Here is a 15,390-nt window from a genome sequence, read left to right as displayed (position 1 = left end):
TGCCCCGCCCGCCCCGCTGGAGCCCCGGCCATGAGCCGGCTGCGCGTGATCATCGGCGGCACCGCACTGGCGCTGCTGGCCGCAGCCGTGCCGATCGCGGTGATGGCCTATGCCACCTGGGACCGTGCGGTCAGTGTCGAGCAGCAGCGCCTGCGCGACATCGCCGGCCGCACCCTGCGCCGCGCCGACCAGTCTTACCTGGAAGCGTTGGCCGCGTTGAAGTCCGCCGAGGCCGGCGCCTACGATCCGTGCGGGCCGGACCACATCCGGCGCATGCAGACGCTGGTGATGACCTCGCCGTCGGTCGACCAGATGGGCTACTTCGAGGGTGGCAAGCTGCGCTGCACGTCGTGGGGCCCGTTCCTGTCCGACGTCAACCAGCCCAGGTCCGACCACGTCACCAGTGATGGCGCCGGCATCGCCGTGGATGTGCGCCCCGAGGCCAGCGGACGGCGCCAGGTCCTGTCGATCCTGTATGGCAACTACGACGTGCTGGTCGATCCGCGCCGCTTCGTCGATGTCATCGCCGACCCGAACGTGCGCCTTGCCCTGGCCAGCCCGGACGGCCGCCTCCTGGCCAGGCAGGACGGCATGGATCCGGCATTGCTGGAAACCCTGCTGCGCGCGCCCGGTGAGGGCCTGGACCACAACACCCTGTACGCCACCGCGCGCAACGAAGAGTGGCTGGCGATCGCAACCACGCCGCGTACCGCGCTTGCCGCGACCTTCCGCCAGCAGGCCTGGCTGTTCGTGCCGATCGGCGTTCTGCTGGCCGCCATCGGTGCCGGCCTGGTGATCTGGCTGTCGCGTCGCCGCCTGTCCCTGCGCGGCGAGTTGGCCACGGCGATCCGCCGCCGCGAGCTGTACCTGCACTATCAACCCATCATCGAACTGGATACCGGCATCTGCGTCGGCGCCGAGGCGCTGGTACGCTGGCAGCGCCCGGATGGCACCCAGGTGCGGCCGGACCTGTTCATTCCGCTGGCCGAAGAGGCCGGCATGATCGCCGCAGTCACCGATCTGGTGATCGAGAACGTGGTGCGCGACATGCGCGAACTGCTGGTGGCCGACCGCAGCGCGCACATTGCGATCAACCTGGCCGCCGAAGACATCAGCAGCGGCCGTGCGCTGAAGATGATCTCCAAGCACATGGCCGGCAGCGGCATCCTGCCGCAACAGATCTGGATGGAAGCCACCGAGCGCGGCTTCCTCGATCTGGACCGCGCCCGCACGATGCTGGCACAGGCACGTCGGGCCGGGCACAGCGTGGCCATTGATGATTTCGGCGTCGGCTTCTCCAGCCTGCAGTACCTGGAGCAGCTGCCACTTGACGCGCTGAAGATCGACAAGTCGTTCATCGATGCGATCGGCACCGAGAGCGCGACCAGCCCGGTGACGCCGCACATCATCGACATGGCCAAGGAGCTGGGCCTGTGGGTGGTGGCCGAGGGCGTGGAAACCGAGGCACAGCTGGCGTACCTGCATACCCGGAAGGTCGAGTTCGCGCAGGGCTGGCTGTTCTCGCGGCCGCTGCCACGGGATGAGTTCGTGGCGTTCCACCACAAGCGGCAGCAGCGCTATGGCGCGGCGCGGGAGCACATGCAGAATCCGCGCAGCGTGCCGATCGAGCGTGAGGGAGTGGAGTAGGACGGCGAACGGCGGAGCCCCTCGTGGCGGGTCGCGTATTGCTATCCCAGGGTTGGCCGGGACGGTCGGGTTCGCGGGGGGCGCCGTAAACCCGTCCGTGGGGGCTTGGCCGCGGCATCCATGCCGCGGACACCCCCGCGAACCCAACCGTCCCGGCCTCTGACAGGTTCCGGCGGCGTCCCGCCACGGAATCAACAGAAGAAGGCAAAGGCAAAGGCAAACGCGGGTCGCTGCGCTCGGTAGATCCACGCCATGCGTGGATGGCGTGGACCACGGTAGTGCCGGCCGCTGGCCGGCACCGCGCCATCACTGATCGCCGCCTACGCCCAGGCCTTCGGCCGTGCCAGCAGCCACGCCACGCTCACCGCCAGCAGCAGCAACGGCAGCCATCCCAACTGGTTCGGGCCGCCCGCCTGCAGCAGCACACCCCCTGCAACGCCACCGGCGGCGATGGCCAGGTTCCAACCGGTCACCAGCATCGACTGCGCCAGATCCGCGGCGGCACCCGCACGCCGTGCCAATGCGGTCTGGAACAACGTGGGCACCGCGCCGAAGGCCACGCCCCACAGGATCGTTGCCAGCAGCAGCGGCGTCGCTTGGCCCGGCCACAACAGCAGGGTCAGCACCGGCACGATGAAACCGATCACCGCCACCCACACCAGCGTGCGCAGATGACGGTCCACGCCCCAGCCGGCAATGCCGATGCCGGCGATGGCGGCCACGCCAAAGGCCAGCAGCAGGCGGTCCAGCCACGGGCCGGCGCCGGCCTCCACCGCCAGCGGTTCGATGTAGGTGTAGAGCACGTTGTGCGCCAGCACGTACAGCACCATCACCAGCAGTGCACTGCGCACGCCCGGCATGCGCCACACCGTGCCCAGCGGTATGCGCCGGCCAGCACCGGCGGCGGGCAAGGCCGGCAGTGCCCAACGCGCATACGCCAGCAGCCCCACGCCCAGCACGCTCATCAGCGCGAACGCCCAACGCCAGCCGATCTGCTGGCCCAGCAAGGTGCCCGCCGGTACGCCCAGTGACAGCGCCAACGGCGATCCGACCATCGCCACCGCGATTGCCCTGCCCTGCAGCGACGGCACCACCATGCGCGCGGCGTAACCGGCCACCAGCGACCACAGCAGGCCACCACTCACGCCGGCCAGGAAACGCGCGGCCAGGATCAGCGGATAGCTGCTGCTCAGTGCGGTCAGCGTGTTGACCAGCACGAAGCCGGCAATCGCGGCGAGCAGCAAGGGGCGTCGTGGCAGGCGCTGGGTCAGTGCGGTCATCGGCAAGGCGGCCATCACCGAGCCCAGTGCGTACACGCTGACCAGCTGGCCGACCGCCGCATCACTCACGCCGAGGCTGTCGCCCATCGGCCGCAGTACACCGGCCGGCAGGGTCTCGGTCAGCAGCGTGATGAAGCCGCCACCGGCCAACGCCAGCAGGCCGGCCCATGGCAGGCGCGTGGCTTCACCGGCGGGGCTGGCTGCATCGATGGCATGGCCGCTCATCGCACGGTCCCCATATCGGCATACACCGCATCGCGCAGTTGATCGACGAAGGCACCGTCCATGCCTTCGTAAAGGGTGTTGGTCAGCGCCACCACGCTCAGCCCGCGCACAGGATCGACAAACCAGCTGTGCCCGTAGGCACCGCCCCAGCGCCATGTACCTGCGTTCTGCGGCGTACCGCTTGCGGCCGCATCGCGCAGCACCGCAAAGCCCAGGCCGAAGCCCCAGCCGGCCGGTTCCGGCGGTCCCTGCTCGCCGACCTGCGGGCTGGCCATCTCCGCTGCCAGTGCGGACGGCAGGAGGCCTGAACGCTGCACATCACGCAAGGCTTCCAGCACCGCCATCACGTCATCGGCGGTACCGACCAGGCCGGCCCCGGCCGAGGGGAAACGGCTGGCATCGGTGGCGCGCGCGAGGCTGTATTCGATGCCGACCGTACCCTCGAACGGAGCGACCACCTCGCCTTCCTGCAGGCGATGCGGCTGCGGCGCGTCGCTTACATAGGGGGTGGCCAAGCGTGCCGCGTTGCGCGCAGCAAAGGCGGTGTCGCGCAGGCCCAGCGGTGCGGCCAGCAAGCGCTCGTACAGTGCCTGCAGCGTTTCACCCGTCGCTGCTTCGGCAACGGCACCGGCAACGTCCACGCCCAGCGAGTAGAGCCATTGGCTGCCCGGCGCGAACAGCAGTGGCGCCTGCGCGATGCGGCGCACGTTGTCGGCCAGGGAGAGCGGGTTCGCGTCCAGGCCATCGCTGACCCCAGCGCGCGCATACGGGCCGTCGGCATCGGCTTCGAGGAAGCGATAGCCCAACCCGCTACTGTGGCTGAGCAGTTGGCGCAGGCTGATCGGCGGCGTGCTGCCGTCGGCCAGTGCCGGGCGGAAGTCCGGCAGCCAGCGCTGCACCGGCATATCGAGGTCGAGCACGCCCTCTGCTACCAGGCGCAGGATCACCGTGGTCAGCAGCGGCTTGCTGACCGATGCCAGCCGGAACAACTGGTCGCGCTGCATCGGCGTGGCCGTCTCGCGATCGGCCAGCCCGGTCGCGCTGGCGTGGCGCAGCACACCGTGCTCGCGCACCAGCACCACCGCACCGACCAGGCGCTGCGGGTGCACCTGCTGCAGCAGCCGCTGCACCGATGGCAGTGTCGGCGTGGGTTCAAGGGAAGGAGCGGCATTCATCGCGGGAATCCGTGGGGGAGAGGCCCGCCACGTTAGGCAGCACGGCGCAGCGCAAAAAGCCGGTTGCCGCTCCGGGCATCATGGACCGTGCAGTCCGCAATCGGCATGATGGCCGGAACTGCTAGGCCGTAACGGCCCCACGCCACCCCGCACCACAGTGTTGCGATGGCGGAGCCAGCCGCTACGGTCGCACCAACCTACCCTGCCGCTTTCACTGCCCGCACGCCCATGTCAGTCCTGGACAACCTCGCCAATCTGCAGACCTTCGTGCACGCGGCCGATACCCGCAGCTTCGTCGAGACCGGGCGCCTGCAGGGCATCTCGGCCTCGGCCGCCGGCAAATGCGTTGCCCGCCTGGAGCATGCGCTGGGCGTGCGCCTGTTCCACCGCAGCACGCGCAGCATCACCCTCACCGCCGAAGGCCAGCTGTTCCTGGCGCGTTGCCGGCGCATCCTCGACGAGCGCGATGCCGCACGCACCGAGCTGGCACAACCGCACGCCACGCCTCGCGGCACGCTGCGCATCGGCCTGCCACTGGTGGGCGACCTGACCCTGCCGCTGATGGCCGAGTTCATGGCGGCCTATCCCGATATCCGCCTCGACCTCGATTTCAGCGATCGGCTGGTCGACGTCATCGAGGAAGGTTTCGATGCCGTACTGCGCGTCGGCGAGCCCAGCGACTCACGCATGAACGCACGACGCCTGGGTGTGTTTCCACGCCGCATCGTCGCCTCACCCGCCTACCTGCAGCGGCGCGGCACGCCGCGCACACCGGCCGATCTGATGCAGCACACGCTGCTGCACTATCGCTTCCCCAGTACCGGCAAACTGGAACTGTGGCCGATCCACTGGCCCGACCATGAAACACCGCAGGAACTGCCAGTGCACATGGTGGCCAACACCATCGAAGCGCGCGTGGCATTGGCCCTGCGTGACATCGGCCTGGCCTTCGTGCCAGTGCACTCGGTGCGCGATGCGTTGGCCGATGGCCGCCTGGTCACCGTGCTGGACGAGCATGTGCATTCCTGCGGCATCTTCCACCTGCTGTGGCCCTCCGGCCGCCACGTGCTACCGAAACTGCGCGTGTTCATCGACTTCGTCAGCGCACGCCTGGAAACCGTGCCCTAGGCGATCGATCCACCCCATGCCCGGCCCACAGTAGATCCACGCCATGCGTGGATGCCTTTGTAGAGTCGCGCCATCAAACCATTCAGCCAGCCCCGCTATACTGGCCGCTCATTCCTCCCAGAGGCTCGCGACCAATGCGCCATTGATGCCGCCGTCTTCCCACCAGACGGCCTGACTCTTCCCGCCCCTGCGCGCAGGGGAGAACCCGGCATCCATGGAGGTCGCATGACTCCGCATTCCCTCACGCTCGATCGCGTGTCGTATCGATTGGCCGACGGCCGCCCGCTGTTTTCCGATCTGACGTTTTCCTTCGAACCGGTCGCCACCGGCCTGGTCGGTGCCAATGGCGCCGGCAAGAGCGTGCTCGCACGCCTGCTGGCCGGACGGTTGCTGCCCGACACTGGCCAGGTGCGCGGCAGTGGCCGCGTGTTCCTGTTGCCGACGCCCGGCTATCCACCCGCCGGCACGGTCGGTGAACTGGCCGGCGTCGGCGCGGAACTGGCCGCACTGCAACGCATCGAAGCCGGCAGCGTGGACGAGGCCGACTTCGCCTGCGTCGGCGACCGCTGGGACCTGCGCGAACGCCTGCAGCAGCAATGGCAGGCGCTTCGGCTGCCCGACGATCTCGATCCCGCCCAGCCGGCCGCGCGCCTCAGTGGTGGCCAGGCCATGCAGGTCGCGCTGTCCGGTGCCTGGGCCAGCGGTGCCGATTGGCTGATCCTGGACGAACCCAGCAACCACCTCGATGCACGCCATCGCCAACAGCTGTACGAGCAGTTGCAGCAGTGGCGCGGTGGCCTGCTGGTGATCAGTCATGATCGCGAGCTGCTGGCGCACATGCAGCAGATCGTCGAACTCGATGGGCGCGGGCTGCATCGTTACGGCGGACCGTGGCAGCACTATGCCGATGCGCGCGCCGCCGAGCGCGAAGCTGCCGCCGCCCAGCTCGATCATGCGCGCGCCCAGCACCGCCAGCAGCAACGCAGCGCGCGCGAACAGCACGAACGGCAACAACAACGCCAGGCGCGTGGCAACCGCGATGCGAAGCAGGCCAACCAGGCCCCGATCCTGCTCGGCCGGCAGAAGCAGCGCGCCGAGGCCAGCCACGGCCGCGCACAACAGGTGCAGGCCGAACGCCTGCAGGCCAGCGCAGAGCATCTGCGCGCAGCGGCATCGGCGGTGCACGCGGCGCCGGAACTGGCACTGTTCGCCGGTGCGGGTGACCGTGGCAGCATGCGCCTGCTACAGGCCGAGGCGCTGGTGCCGCCACATGGCTGCAGTGCACCGTTGCAGCTGGAGATCCGCCGCGGCCAGCGCATCGCCGTGGTCGGTGACAACGGCAGCGGCAAATCGACCCTGCTGCGTGTGCTGGCCGGCCAGCTGCCTGCACGCAGTGGCGCCGTGCAACGGCATGCGCCACTGGCCCTGCTCGACCAGCAGCTGCTGGGGCTGTCCGGCGAGCGCAGCATCCTCGACACCGTGCAGGCCGCCAACCCGGGCGCGGACCCAGGCGAGCTGCGCACGCGGCTGGCCCTGCTCGGGCTGGATGCACAGCGCATCCAGCGGGCAGCCCACAGCCTCAGCGATGGCGAACGCGTGAAAGGTGCGCTGGCCAGCGTGCTGTACGCCGATCCCGCGCCCCAGCTGTTGCTGTTGGACGAACCCGGCAATGCGCTAGATCTGAGCGCATTGCAGGCGTTGGAGGAACTGCTTGCGGCGTGGCCGGGCGCGCTGCTGATGGTGAGCCACGACCGGCACCTGCTGCAGGCATTGCGACCGACGCAGGTGTTGCAGGTCACCGCCAACCACTGGCAATGGCGCGACAGTCTGTAGAGTCAAGCCATGCTCGACTCCGCCATGCATCCATCCACGCATGACGTATCGACCAGGGGGTAGTGCCGGCCGCTGGCCGGCAACCCATGGATCCTCAATGCACCGTCAACGCTTCCACACCGGGAACGCCTGCGGCAACTGCTGCCACAGCAATGGCCCCGCACGCAGCTCCTGGTCGTTGAGCAGACACGCATCCAGCTCTGCGCGCACCGCACGCTCATCCATGTGCACCCCAATCACCACCAGTTCCTGGCGACGGTCGCCCCACAAGGGATGCCACAGCCGTTGCATCGCCGCGTGCGCGGCCGAATCCGGGAATTCTTCAGGCCCCGGCAGCGGCGCGCTCCAGCAATCGGCCTGCTGCCGCGCCCATCCGAGGTCGCTGTAAGGCAGCGGCGTGGGCGGCAACAACGGCGCGGTGTCTTCCAGCCCGGCCCGCACGCGGTCACGTGCGGCGTACCAGAAGCCCGCCGCCTGCGTGCGCGTCGCCGCGCCCACGCTGTTCAGCTCACCCACCCAGTCCATGCGGTTGGCCAGCCAGAACCAGCCTTTGCTGCGGATCACGCCGGGCACGCCGGACTGCAGCGCGCGGGCGAAGCGCGCCGGGTGGAACGGACGTCGCGAGCGGTAGACGAAGCTGCCGATGCCGTACTCCTCGGTTTCCGGTGTGTGCTCGCCCCGCAGTTCCTTCACCCAGCCCGGCGCACGTTGCGCACGCTCCATGTCGAAGCGACCGGTATCCAGCAGCTCGGCCAGCGGCACATCGCCGAAGCTGGACAGCAGCAGCTTCGCGTCGCGGTTCAGGCCACGCAACACGGCCAGCGTGTCCTGCAACGCTTCGTCATCCACCTGGTCCACCTTGCTGACCACGATCACGTCGGCGAACTCGACCTGCTCGCATAGCAGGTCAACCACACCTCGATCATCCTCCGGGCCGGCCTGCTGGCCGCGCTCGGCCAGTCGCGACGTCGAGCCGAAGTCGGCCAGGAACGCGCTGCCGTCGACCACCGTCACCATCGTGTCCAGCCGCGCGATATCACTCAGGCTGAAGCCATGTTCGTCGCGCACCGCGAAGGTGGCCGCCACCGGCATCGGCTCGCCGATGCCTGTCGATTCGATCAGCAGGTAGTCATAGCGACCCGCATCGGCCAGGCGCCGCACTTCCTGCAGCAGATCATCGCGCAGCGTGCAGCAGATGCAGCCGTTGCTGAATTCCACCAGCGTCTCTTCAGTGCGGCGCAGCTCGGCGCCACCCTCGCGCACCAGCTGCGCATCGATGTTGACCTCGCTCATGTCGTTGACGATGACCGCCACGCGCAGGCCTTCGCGGTTGCGCAGGATCTGGTTGAGCAGGGTGGTCTTGCCGGCCCCGAGGAAGCCGGACAGCACGGTGACCGGAAGGCGACGGTCGGCGCGGGAAACAGTGTTCATGTCGGAGCGGGTTGGCTGCGGAACGGAAATGTTACTGTATAACAATTGTTGCGCAAGGAACCTCCCCCGATGAAGTCGCCTTCTGCCGCCCTGCTTGATGCCGGTGCGGTCGCCCTGTCCAGCCTGTGCCTGCTGCACTGCCTGGCGCTGCCCCTGCTGGCCGCCGCGCTCCCCCTGTTCGGCACCTGGGCCGAAGCGGAATGGGTGCACCCTGCTGTTCGTGGCCATCGCCCTGCCACTGACCGGCTACGCGCTATGGCGCGCCGAGCGCCGTCACCCGCTGCCCGTACTGGCCTGGGCCGCCGCCGGCGTCGGTCTGGGCCTGTTGCTGGCCGGCGCGCTGGCGCTGCCCTCACATGACTGGGAAACGCCGATGACGGTCACCGGCAGCCTGCTGCTGGCCGCAACGCATATCTGGAACGCGCGGCACCGCCACGCGGGGTAGAGTCGACTGTTAGTCGACTATCGCGCGAAGCGCGGGGTTTTTCGTTGGTTGTACGAAGAGCAGTCGACTGACAGTCGACTCTACCGCCCCCCGGCCTATTTGCCGTAGCGGCGCAGCAGCTCCACCAGCACCGCGGCCTCGTCCGCCCGCTGCTGCGGGTCGTCGGCACCCACCACGTGTTCCTGCAGGTGCTCGTGCAGCAGCTCCATCAACAGGCTGTGGGCGGCACCGCGCACGGCGGCGACCTGCACCAGAACGTCCGCACAGTCGCCGGCTTTACCCTCGGGCTGGTCCAGCGCCTGCTCCAACGCCGCCACCTGGCCCGCGATGCGGCGCACCCGGGTCAGCAGCTGCTTTCGATTCTTGTGTACATGCGCCATGGCGGGATCATATACCCTATGGGGGTATCCACTCCAGCTCCCGCCGCCATGCACTTGGACGCCCTCGCCGCCGCCCGTCGCCACGAACACCGCTTCGACGACGGCAACCCGCTGGCCGAACGCAATACCCGCCGCGCCCTGTGGCTGACCTTCGGCATGATGCTGGTGGAGATCGTCGGCGGCTGGTGGTTCAACTCCATGGCCGTGCTCGCCGACGGCTGGCACATGAGTTCGCACGCGCTGGCGCTGGGCCTGGCGGTGTTCGCCTACCGCTGCGCGCGCCGCTACGCGCACGACCCGCGCTTCGCCTTCGGCACCTGGAAGATCGAGATCCTGGCCGGCTACACCAGCGCCATCGCCCTGCTCGGCGTCGCCGCGCTGATGGCCGTGCAGTCACTGCAGCGGCTGTGGGTACCGGCGCCGATCCACTACAACGAAGCCATCGCGATCGCTGCGGTAGGCCTGGGCGTGAACCTGCTCTGCGCGTGGTGGCTGCACGACAGCCCGGGCCACGCGCATCACCACCACGGGCATGACCATGGCCATCATCACGGGCATGACCACGAACACCGCGATCACGGCCATGCGCACGGTCACGACCTCAATCTGCGCTCGGCCTACGTGCACGTGCTGGCCGACGCCGCCACCTCGGTGCTGGCCATCGTCGCCCTGCTCGGCGGCAAGCTGCTGGGCCTGACCTGGCTGGACCCGGTGATGGGCCTGGTCGGCGCCGTGCTGGTCACGGTGTGGGCTGTCGGCCTGCTGCGCGACAGCGGCCGCATCCTGCTCGACGCGCAGATGGACGCACCGGTGGTGGCCGAAGTTCGCGAAGTGATCGAACAGGGTCCCTGGCCGGCGCGCCTGGCCGACCTGCACGTCTGGCAGGTCGGTCGCGGCAAGTACGCGGTCAGCGCCAGCGTGGTTACCAGCGACGCCCGCCTGGATGCGGATACCGTGCGCAAGGCGCTGGCGATCCATGAGGAGCTGGTGCACGTGACGGTGGAGATTCACCGCATCGTGTGATCCATACCGGGTAGTGCCGGCCGCTGGCCGGCAACCTCATGAGCTTCGGACCCAAACTGCAGTTGCCGGCCAGCGGCCGGCACTACCGCTAGAGCTTCAGCATCATCCGCAGCAGGTACATCAGCAGCGGCAGCGCACTCAGCACCGCACCACCGATGCCGATCCACGGCCAGCGCTCGCCGCGCACGCGCGAGGCCACCGCCAGGCCGCAGCCCACCAGTGCCGCGCCCAGCACGCCCACGCCCAATCCCGCAGCCATGCCATTGCCGCCTGCGGCCACCGCCGCCTGCGCCGCCAATGTGCCGGCTCCCCAACCCACAGCGATCCCCAGCCAACTGGCCATGCCGCACCACGGTGCCTTGCCCTGCGCCATCCGAAAACCCCTTTGTTCTTGCCGAATTTCTGTACGGGCGACGCCCGAGTGCCGCCTACACTAGCCGCACCTGCCCTGTAGGGACATCCCATGCGCATGCTTCGCCTGCTGCTGCCCGGTGCCGTCCTGCTGCTCACCGCCTGCAGTGGCGATGCCGGGCTTCCTTTCAGCGCCGACCCGTTGCAGGGCTGCTTCGCCACCGGCGTGCGCAAACCGGCCGACTTCCGCATCGACAGGGAAGGCGGCCAGTACTTCGTCTCCTTCAGCCGCGGCGACCAGTGGCAGCGCGAGCCGAATGCCCTGCACAAGGCCACCCGCAGCGAGATCAGCCGCTACTTCCGCGATGACGCCGAGCAGATCGACAGCGCGTTGATCCGCATGGCGGGCGGCTTCGGCATCTTCCATTTCAACAAGGACGCGACGTTGAAGGGCAAGGCCAGCGATAGTGACTACATGGCGTTGATGCTGATCGGTGCTGGGCCGGTGTATGCGGTGAAGTGCCCGTAAGGCGCAATGATTCTGATGGCGGCTCAGGGCACTATGGGCGCATCCTGTCTTCTTTGAGGAGCGATGCCAATGCTGCTGTTTCTGCTGCTTGCGGTAAGCGCGCCGAAGACCGAGGGGGCCTATGACGAAGTCCGGCAGCTGCCCGATGGCCAGACCCTGGTCATGCGCACCCTGGACTGGGATCTCGGTGATGGTCGCCACGAACGCGTTACCGTGCATTGGCTGCTGCAGGAAGACGGCAGCCTGCGCTACGACTTTGATCGGCAGACACCGGAAACCCAGGACGTCCATCGTCGGTCGTGCGCGCTGCAGGGCATGCAGCCCTCACGCGGCGTCAACATGATTTCAGGAGAAGGAGCCACACACGGCTACAGCTGCACCAGCCAGCGGTAGCGCCGAGCCCACGCTCGGCTCCTCCCGTCTACATCCACGCATGGCGTGGATCTACTGCAGCAGCCACACGTGGCCCCGGCAACAGCTGCGGTACCATGCCCTCCCCCGAACCGCCCCGGTACCCGCCGTGCCCCATTACACCGGCCCCCTGCTGACCCGCGACAGCGCCGATACCCTGCGCCGTGCCCATGACAAGGGCGCCGCCGACTGGCAGGGCTCGCTCGACCTCGGCCGCAGCGAGGACAGCGTGGTGCTGGATGCCGACGGCTTCCACTTCCGTGGCCAGCCCTACCCGTGGCCGGGCAAGCTGAAGGACCGCACGCTGTACTACTGGGACGGCGAGGACTTCGCACCGATTTCGCGCTACAGCGGTTCGCTGATCAAGCTGGTGCCGACCGAATGGGGCGCACCGACCTTCGAGATCGACGGCATCAAGATGCTGCCGACCTCCAAGCTGTCACCGTTCGAGGACGCGCGTCGCAAGGTGGAGCTGGTCGCCCCGGCCGGCAAGGTCATCCTCGATACCTGCGGTGGCCTGGGCTACTTCGCCGCCTGCGCGCTGGAGGCCGGCGTCGGCCAGATCCGTTCGTTCGAGAAGAATGCCGACGTGATGTGGCTGCGCACGCTCAACCCGTGGTCGCCGGATCCGGAATCGGCTGCGGCTGGTGGCCGCCTGCAATTCAGCCACGGCGATGTCTCGCAGCAGATCGAACAGGTGGCCAGCAACAGCGTCGACGCGATCCTGCACGACCCGCCGCGCTTCGGCATCGCCGGCGAACTGTACTCGCAGGTGTTCTACGACCACCTCGCCCGCGTCATCCGCAAGGGCGGTCGCCTGTTCCACTACACCGGCGCCCCGAACAAGCTGACCAGCGGCCGCGACGTGCCGCGTGAAGTGGCCAAGCGCCTGGAAAAGGCGGGGTTCAAGGCCGAACTGGCGCTTGACGGCGTGCTGGCCGTCAAGCGCTGAGCCTCATTCCGAGTCCACCTTCGCCAGCTTCATCACCCACTTCGGCACTTCCGGTTCACCGACGTAGAAGTCCTTCGGCTTCTTCTCCGCCATCGCCCAGCGGTGCAGCCAGCTCGGGCCGTAACGGCCGCTGTAGCCTTCGGCGCCCCGCGCATAGGCCGGGTCACGCATCGCTTCGTCCAGCGAAATGAAGCGATAGCCGCGCCGCTTCGTCGCCGCCACCAGTTCGGCGAACGTGGCTGCATTGAGTTCGTTCGCATGCATCAGCCAGACCTGCGGCAGCGCGTAACCCAGCAGCGCCTGCGACTGCTTCTCGTAGTAGTCCAGCTTGTTCAGCATGTACGGCACATAGCCCTTGCGCAGCTGCGCCAGCGTCGCCTCGCGCGCCGGGGAATCCGGCTGCTCGTTCACCACGTTGGCATAGGCGAACGCCCACACCCACTCGCCGTTGTCGACCGTCACCGGTGCCACGCGGTAGCCATGCTGCTTGAAGAACACGTCCATCTGCGCGCGTTCTTCCGGCGTGCGCCCGGCACGCAGATAGGGGTGACGCATCCACTGCGGCTTCAGCCCGCGCTCGGCCAGCAACGGCCGCAGCACCGCCTCGCCACGCAGGAAATCCTGCTGGAACGCAGGCACGCCCTTGGCGTTCAGGTCCATGTGCGAGTAGGTGTGGTTGCCCAGCACATAACCGGCGTCCAGCCAGTCGCGCAGCATCTGCACCCGCGCCGGCTGCACCTGCCCATCGATCTCAAGCTTGTTCTCGTTGACGAAGCCGACCACCGGCACGTCTGCCTGATGCAGCTGCGCCATCAGCGCTTCGTGCCGCGACTGAAGATCCGGCGGAACGATCTCGTCCACCCGCGCCCAGGGCAGGTCGTCGATGGTCACCGCAATCCGGCGGTCCACCTCGGCGGCGTGTACCGCCAACGAGCAGAGCAGTAGCGGTACAGCACGCAGCAACCAACGCATTGGCACATCCTTGCAGGAGCGAAGCGCAGACTGTAGCGCGATTGCGGGCGCGTGGTCGGTCACACCCCCTCAGGGGCTGGGCGACTGCACCTGACGTTCGCGCACGATCGCCCGCCACAGCATGAATCCTGCAGCCATTGCCACCAGCATCAACGCGACCAGCACCAGGGCAAGGTCATCGGGATTGCGCAGCAGCGGCGCATGCTCATGGGTGAGGATCTCGAACACCACCTGCTGCGCCTGTGCCAGCGGCAACCGGCCCTGTTCGCCCAGTTCCACCAGGCACGCCGCTGGGGACAGCTTGGCCACGCTGGTCCACGCCATGTCGTACAGATGCAATGCCCTGAGGGCCAGCGCCAGGATCGCGGCGTGCAGGGCCATCACCCCCCAGTTGGCGCGTCGCAGGCGTTCGGACAGACGCCCCAGGCGGTAGACGCTGATCGACATCGCGCCCAGCAACGCCAGTATCACCCCCGCCATCGGAATCCACTGCAACGGTTGCCATGGTGCAAGCGCAGCGGACCGCGCCAGCAGCTGTTCTGCAACCTGCATGCGCGCGACAGGATCAGGCCCACCGCATGCGTCATCCACCGGCTCCAGCAGCAATCCCACGCGGTAGTGGAAGAAGCCGGCTGCAAGGGCTACCGCCAGCAGCGCCACCACCTGCAGTGCCAGCAGAATCGGGCCAGGACCACAGATACGACAGAAGCGGGCAGCAGCAGAGACCATCGGTTCATCCGTGACAACAAAGGACCATCCTAACCAAGCGCCCTGTGCTTGTCGGCTGGCGGATACGACAACCGCCGCGTGGTCCCGGTAGGATGTGGATGAGCATGGATGGTCGCATGTAGAGGTGTTGTGGATGGTCACGCTGTATCTGTGGGTGCGAACGCTGCTTCCGCTGCTGGCGTTCGTGATCGCGTGGATGCTGCTGTCGCGCCTGATCAAGGCCCGCGTGGCGCGCCTTCCACGGGTGCCCTTGAACCTGCCCGAGCACAGCAGCAGCCCGCGCAGGAAGGACCGGCGCATCTACGCGCGCAAGCTGCGGCGCAGACCGGGCCTGCGCACCGCAACGCGTCCGGCCACCGCGCCGCGCAGCTGGAACCTCGCGGCGGTGTTCGTTTCGTTCTCTGCGTTGATTGCCGCCGTGCTGGTCATGCCGGATGGCGCGCGCTTCCAGGTGCTGGTCGAGAGCCTTACGGGCTACCCGGCCACGATTGCTGAAGTACATGTTCCCGCTGCCGGGCAGCCCTTCGTGCTGCAGGCGTGGCAGCCCGCACTGGCGCAGCTGTCACGGCCGGTAACAATGCGCTACCCGATCGGGCGCACCGGCGGCCAGCATGACGCGCACGCCACGCTACCGGTACAGGTGAGGCATCAGAGTGATCGGCTGCAGGTGGCTACGGCCGGGCCGGTGGATTCCGAGCTGCTGCGTGCAGAACTTGCGCGCTTGGCGGGGCTGCCGACGGAGGCAATCACCGTCCGCCAGAGCGAGATCTCGCCATGGCTGGAACCCGGCTGGACGCCGCTGGACGGCATGTAGATGCCGGGCCAGGCCAGGCCGCTGTTGCAGTAGATCCACGCCATGCGTGGATGGGCACCGTGCGG

The 15,390-nt window shown here is 68.1% G+C and carries 15 protein-coding genes and 1 pseudogene; 9 read left to right on the top strand and 7 right to left on the bottom strand.

Annotated features, from left to right (window positions below):
* Positions 1-30 precede the first annotated feature (30 nt).
* A complete protein-coding gene (locus tag CKW06_RS02425; RefSeq protein WP_005412097.1) occupies positions 31-1,647 on the top strand; it encodes an EAL domain-containing protein in 1,617 nt (538 codons plus the stop codon).
* Between the two features lie 320 nt (positions 1,648-1,967).
* Here CKW06_RS02425 and CKW06_RS02420 read toward each other — a convergent pair whose 3' ends face one another.
* Positions 1,968-3,152, bottom strand: a complete 1,185-nt coding sequence (locus CKW06_RS02420; protein ID WP_005407879.1) for an MFS transporter — start codon at positions 3,150-3,152, stop codon at positions 1,968-1,970.
* Complete coding sequence (locus tag CKW06_RS02415; protein WP_005407878.1) at positions 3,149-4,327, bottom strand: serine hydrolase domain-containing protein; 1,179 nt, start codon at positions 4,325-4,327, stop codon at positions 3,149-3,151. The genes CKW06_RS02420 and CKW06_RS02415 overlap by 4 nt, the downstream gene beginning before the upstream one ends.
* 228 nt (positions 4,328-4,555) lie before the next feature.
* On the opposite strand from CKW06_RS02415, the gene CKW06_RS02410 reads away from it, so the two are divergent.
* On the top strand, positions 4,556-5,455 hold the full coding sequence (locus tag CKW06_RS02410; RefSeq protein ID WP_005407877.1) for a LysR family transcriptional regulator: 900 nt from the start codon (positions 4,556-4,558) through the stop codon (positions 5,453-5,455).
* A 225-nt stretch (positions 5,456-5,680) separates the two neighbouring features.
* Complete coding sequence (locus tag CKW06_RS02405; RefSeq protein WP_024958651.1) at positions 5,681-7,288, top strand: ATP-binding cassette domain-containing protein; 1,608 nt, start codon at positions 5,681-5,683, stop codon at positions 7,286-7,288.
* Between the two features lie 105 nt (positions 7,289-7,393).
* Here CKW06_RS02405 and CKW06_RS02400 read toward each other — a convergent pair whose 3' ends face one another.
* Positions 7,394-8,719 (bottom strand): GTP-binding protein, encoded by a 1,326-nt coding sequence (locus CKW06_RS02400; protein WP_005407875.1) that lies wholly within the window; start codon positions 8,717-8,719, stop codon positions 7,394-7,396.
* A 69-nt stretch (positions 8,720-8,788) separates the two neighbouring features.
* Between CKW06_RS02400 and CKW06_RS02395 the strand changes: the two are divergent.
* Positions 8,789-9,164, top strand: a pseudogene (locus CKW06_RS02395) (MerC domain-containing protein).
* Positions 9,165-9,259: 95 nt separating this feature from the next.
* Here the strand turns inward: CKW06_RS02395 and CKW06_RS02390 are convergent.
* The gene (locus CKW06_RS02390) at positions 9,260-9,544 is read right to left on the bottom strand and encodes a metal-sensing transcriptional repressor (protein ID WP_005407873.1); all 285 of its coding nucleotides are present in this window, start codon (positions 9,542-9,544) and stop codon (positions 9,260-9,262) included.
* Between the two features lie 48 nt (positions 9,545-9,592).
* Here CKW06_RS02390 and dmeF point away from each other — a divergent pair, with 48 nt between their 5' ends.
* Entirely contained in the window at positions 9,593-10,567 is a 975-nt protein-coding gene (gene dmeF / locus CKW06_RS02385) for a CDF family Co(II)/Ni(II) efflux transporter DmeF (protein WP_024958650.1), read from the top strand.
* An 88-nt stretch (positions 10,568-10,655) separates the two neighbouring features.
* Here dmeF and CKW06_RS02380 read toward each other — a convergent pair whose 3' ends face one another.
* Positions 10,656-10,940: a hypothetical protein gene (locus CKW06_RS02380; protein ID WP_012478993.1), complete on the bottom strand. Its 285-nt coding sequence runs from the start codon at positions 10,938-10,940 to the stop codon at positions 10,656-10,658.
* A gap of 90 nt (positions 10,941-11,030) precedes the next feature.
* On the opposite strand from CKW06_RS02380, the gene CKW06_RS02375 reads away from it, so the two are divergent.
* From CKW06_RS02375 to CKW06_RS02365, 3 genes are all read left to right on the top strand, one after another.
* The gene (locus CKW06_RS02375) at positions 11,031-11,447 is read left to right on the top strand and encodes a hypothetical protein (protein ID WP_005407870.1); all 417 of its coding nucleotides are present in this window, start codon (positions 11,031-11,033) and stop codon (positions 11,445-11,447) included.
* Between the two features lie 69 nt (positions 11,448-11,516).
* Entirely contained in the window at positions 11,517-11,840 is a 324-nt protein-coding gene (locus CKW06_RS02370) for a hypothetical protein (RefSeq protein WP_005407869.1), read from the top strand.
* A gap of 127 nt (positions 11,841-11,967) precedes the next feature.
* On the top strand, positions 11,968-12,810 hold the full coding sequence (locus tag CKW06_RS02365; protein WP_024958106.1) for a class I SAM-dependent methyltransferase: 843 nt from the start codon (positions 11,968-11,970) through the stop codon (positions 12,808-12,810).
* A 3-nt stretch (positions 12,811-12,813) separates the two neighbouring features.
* Here CKW06_RS02365 and CKW06_RS02360 read toward each other — a convergent pair whose 3' ends face one another.
* Both CKW06_RS02360 and CKW06_RS02355 read right to left on the bottom strand, forming a co-directional pair.
* Positions 12,814-13,782, bottom strand: coding sequence for a polysaccharide deacetylase family protein (locus CKW06_RS02360; protein WP_024958107.1), 969 nt, complete (start codon positions 13,780-13,782; stop codon positions 12,814-12,816).
* A gap of 69 nt (positions 13,783-13,851) precedes the next feature.
* Positions 13,852-14,511: a hypothetical protein gene (locus tag CKW06_RS02355; protein ID WP_024958108.1), complete on the bottom strand. Its 660-nt coding sequence runs from the start codon at positions 14,509-14,511 to the stop codon at positions 13,852-13,854.
* Between the two features lie 133 nt (positions 14,512-14,644).
* Here CKW06_RS02355 and CKW06_RS02350 point away from each other — a divergent pair, with 133 nt between their 5' ends.
* Positions 14,645-15,325, top strand: a complete 681-nt coding sequence (locus tag CKW06_RS02350) for a hypothetical protein (RefSeq protein ID WP_024958109.1) — start codon at positions 14,645-14,647, stop codon at positions 15,323-15,325.
* Positions 15,326-15,390 lie beyond the last annotated feature (65 nt).

The sequence above is a fragment of the Stenotrophomonas maltophilia genome (assembly GCF_900186865.1).
Lineage (GTDB): Bacteria > Pseudomonadota > Gammaproteobacteria > Xanthomonadales > Xanthomonadaceae > Stenotrophomonas > Stenotrophomonas maltophilia.
The sequence above is the reverse complement of the archived record's forward strand: the minus strand, read 5'-3'. Positions and strand labels throughout refer to the sequence as shown.

Bases quoted from the DNA above. Each gene is read 5' to 3' on its own strand.
- CKW06_RS02400 (WP_005407875.1), bottom strand. From the start codon at position 8,719: ATGAACACTGTTTCCCGCGCCGACCGTCGCCTTCCGGTCACCGTGCTG.
- CKW06_RS02420 (WP_005407879.1), bottom strand. From the start codon at position 3,152: ATGAGCGGCCATGCCATCGATGCAGCCAGCCCCGCCGGTGAAGCCACG.
- dmeF (WP_024958650.1), top strand. From the start codon at position 9,593: ATGCACTTGGACGCCCTCGCCGCCGCCCGTCGCCACGAACACCGCTTC.
- CKW06_RS02355 (WP_024958108.1), bottom strand. From the start codon at position 14,511: ATGGTCTCTGCTGCTGCCCGCTTCTGTCGTATCTGTGGTCCTGGCCCG.
- CKW06_RS02375 (WP_005407870.1), top strand. From the start codon at position 11,031: ATGCGCATGCTTCGCCTGCTGCTGCCCGGTGCCGTCCTGCTGCTCACC.
- CKW06_RS02405 (WP_024958651.1), top strand. From the start codon at position 5,681: ATGACTCCGCATTCCCTCACGCTCGATCGCGTGTCGTATCGATTGGCC.
- CKW06_RS02370 (WP_005407869.1), top strand. From the start codon at position 11,517: ATGCTGCTGTTTCTGCTGCTTGCGGTAAGCGCGCCGAAGACCGAGGGG.
- CKW06_RS02410 (WP_005407877.1), top strand. From the start codon at position 4,556: ATGTCAGTCCTGGACAACCTCGCCAATCTGCAGACCTTCGTGCACGCG.
- CKW06_RS02360 (WP_024958107.1), bottom strand. From the start codon at position 13,782: ATGCGTTGGTTGCTGCGTGCTGTACCGCTACTGCTCTGCTCGTTGGCG.
- CKW06_RS02390 (WP_005407873.1), bottom strand. From the start codon at position 9,544: ATGGCGCATGTACACAAGAATCGAAAGCAGCTGCTGACCCGGGTGCGC.
- CKW06_RS02415 (WP_005407878.1), bottom strand. From the start codon at position 4,327: ATGAATGCCGCTCCTTCCCTTGAACCCACGCCGACACTGCCATCGGTG.
- CKW06_RS02380 (WP_012478993.1), bottom strand. From the start codon at position 10,940: ATGGCGCAGGGCAAGGCACCGTGGTGCGGCATGGCCAGTTGGCTGGGG.
- CKW06_RS02425 (WP_005412097.1), top strand. From the start codon at position 31: ATGAGCCGGCTGCGCGTGATCATCGGCGGCACCGCACTGGCGCTGCTG.
- CKW06_RS02350 (WP_024958109.1), top strand. From the start codon at position 14,645: ATGGTCACGCTGTATCTGTGGGTGCGAACGCTGCTTCCGCTGCTGGCG.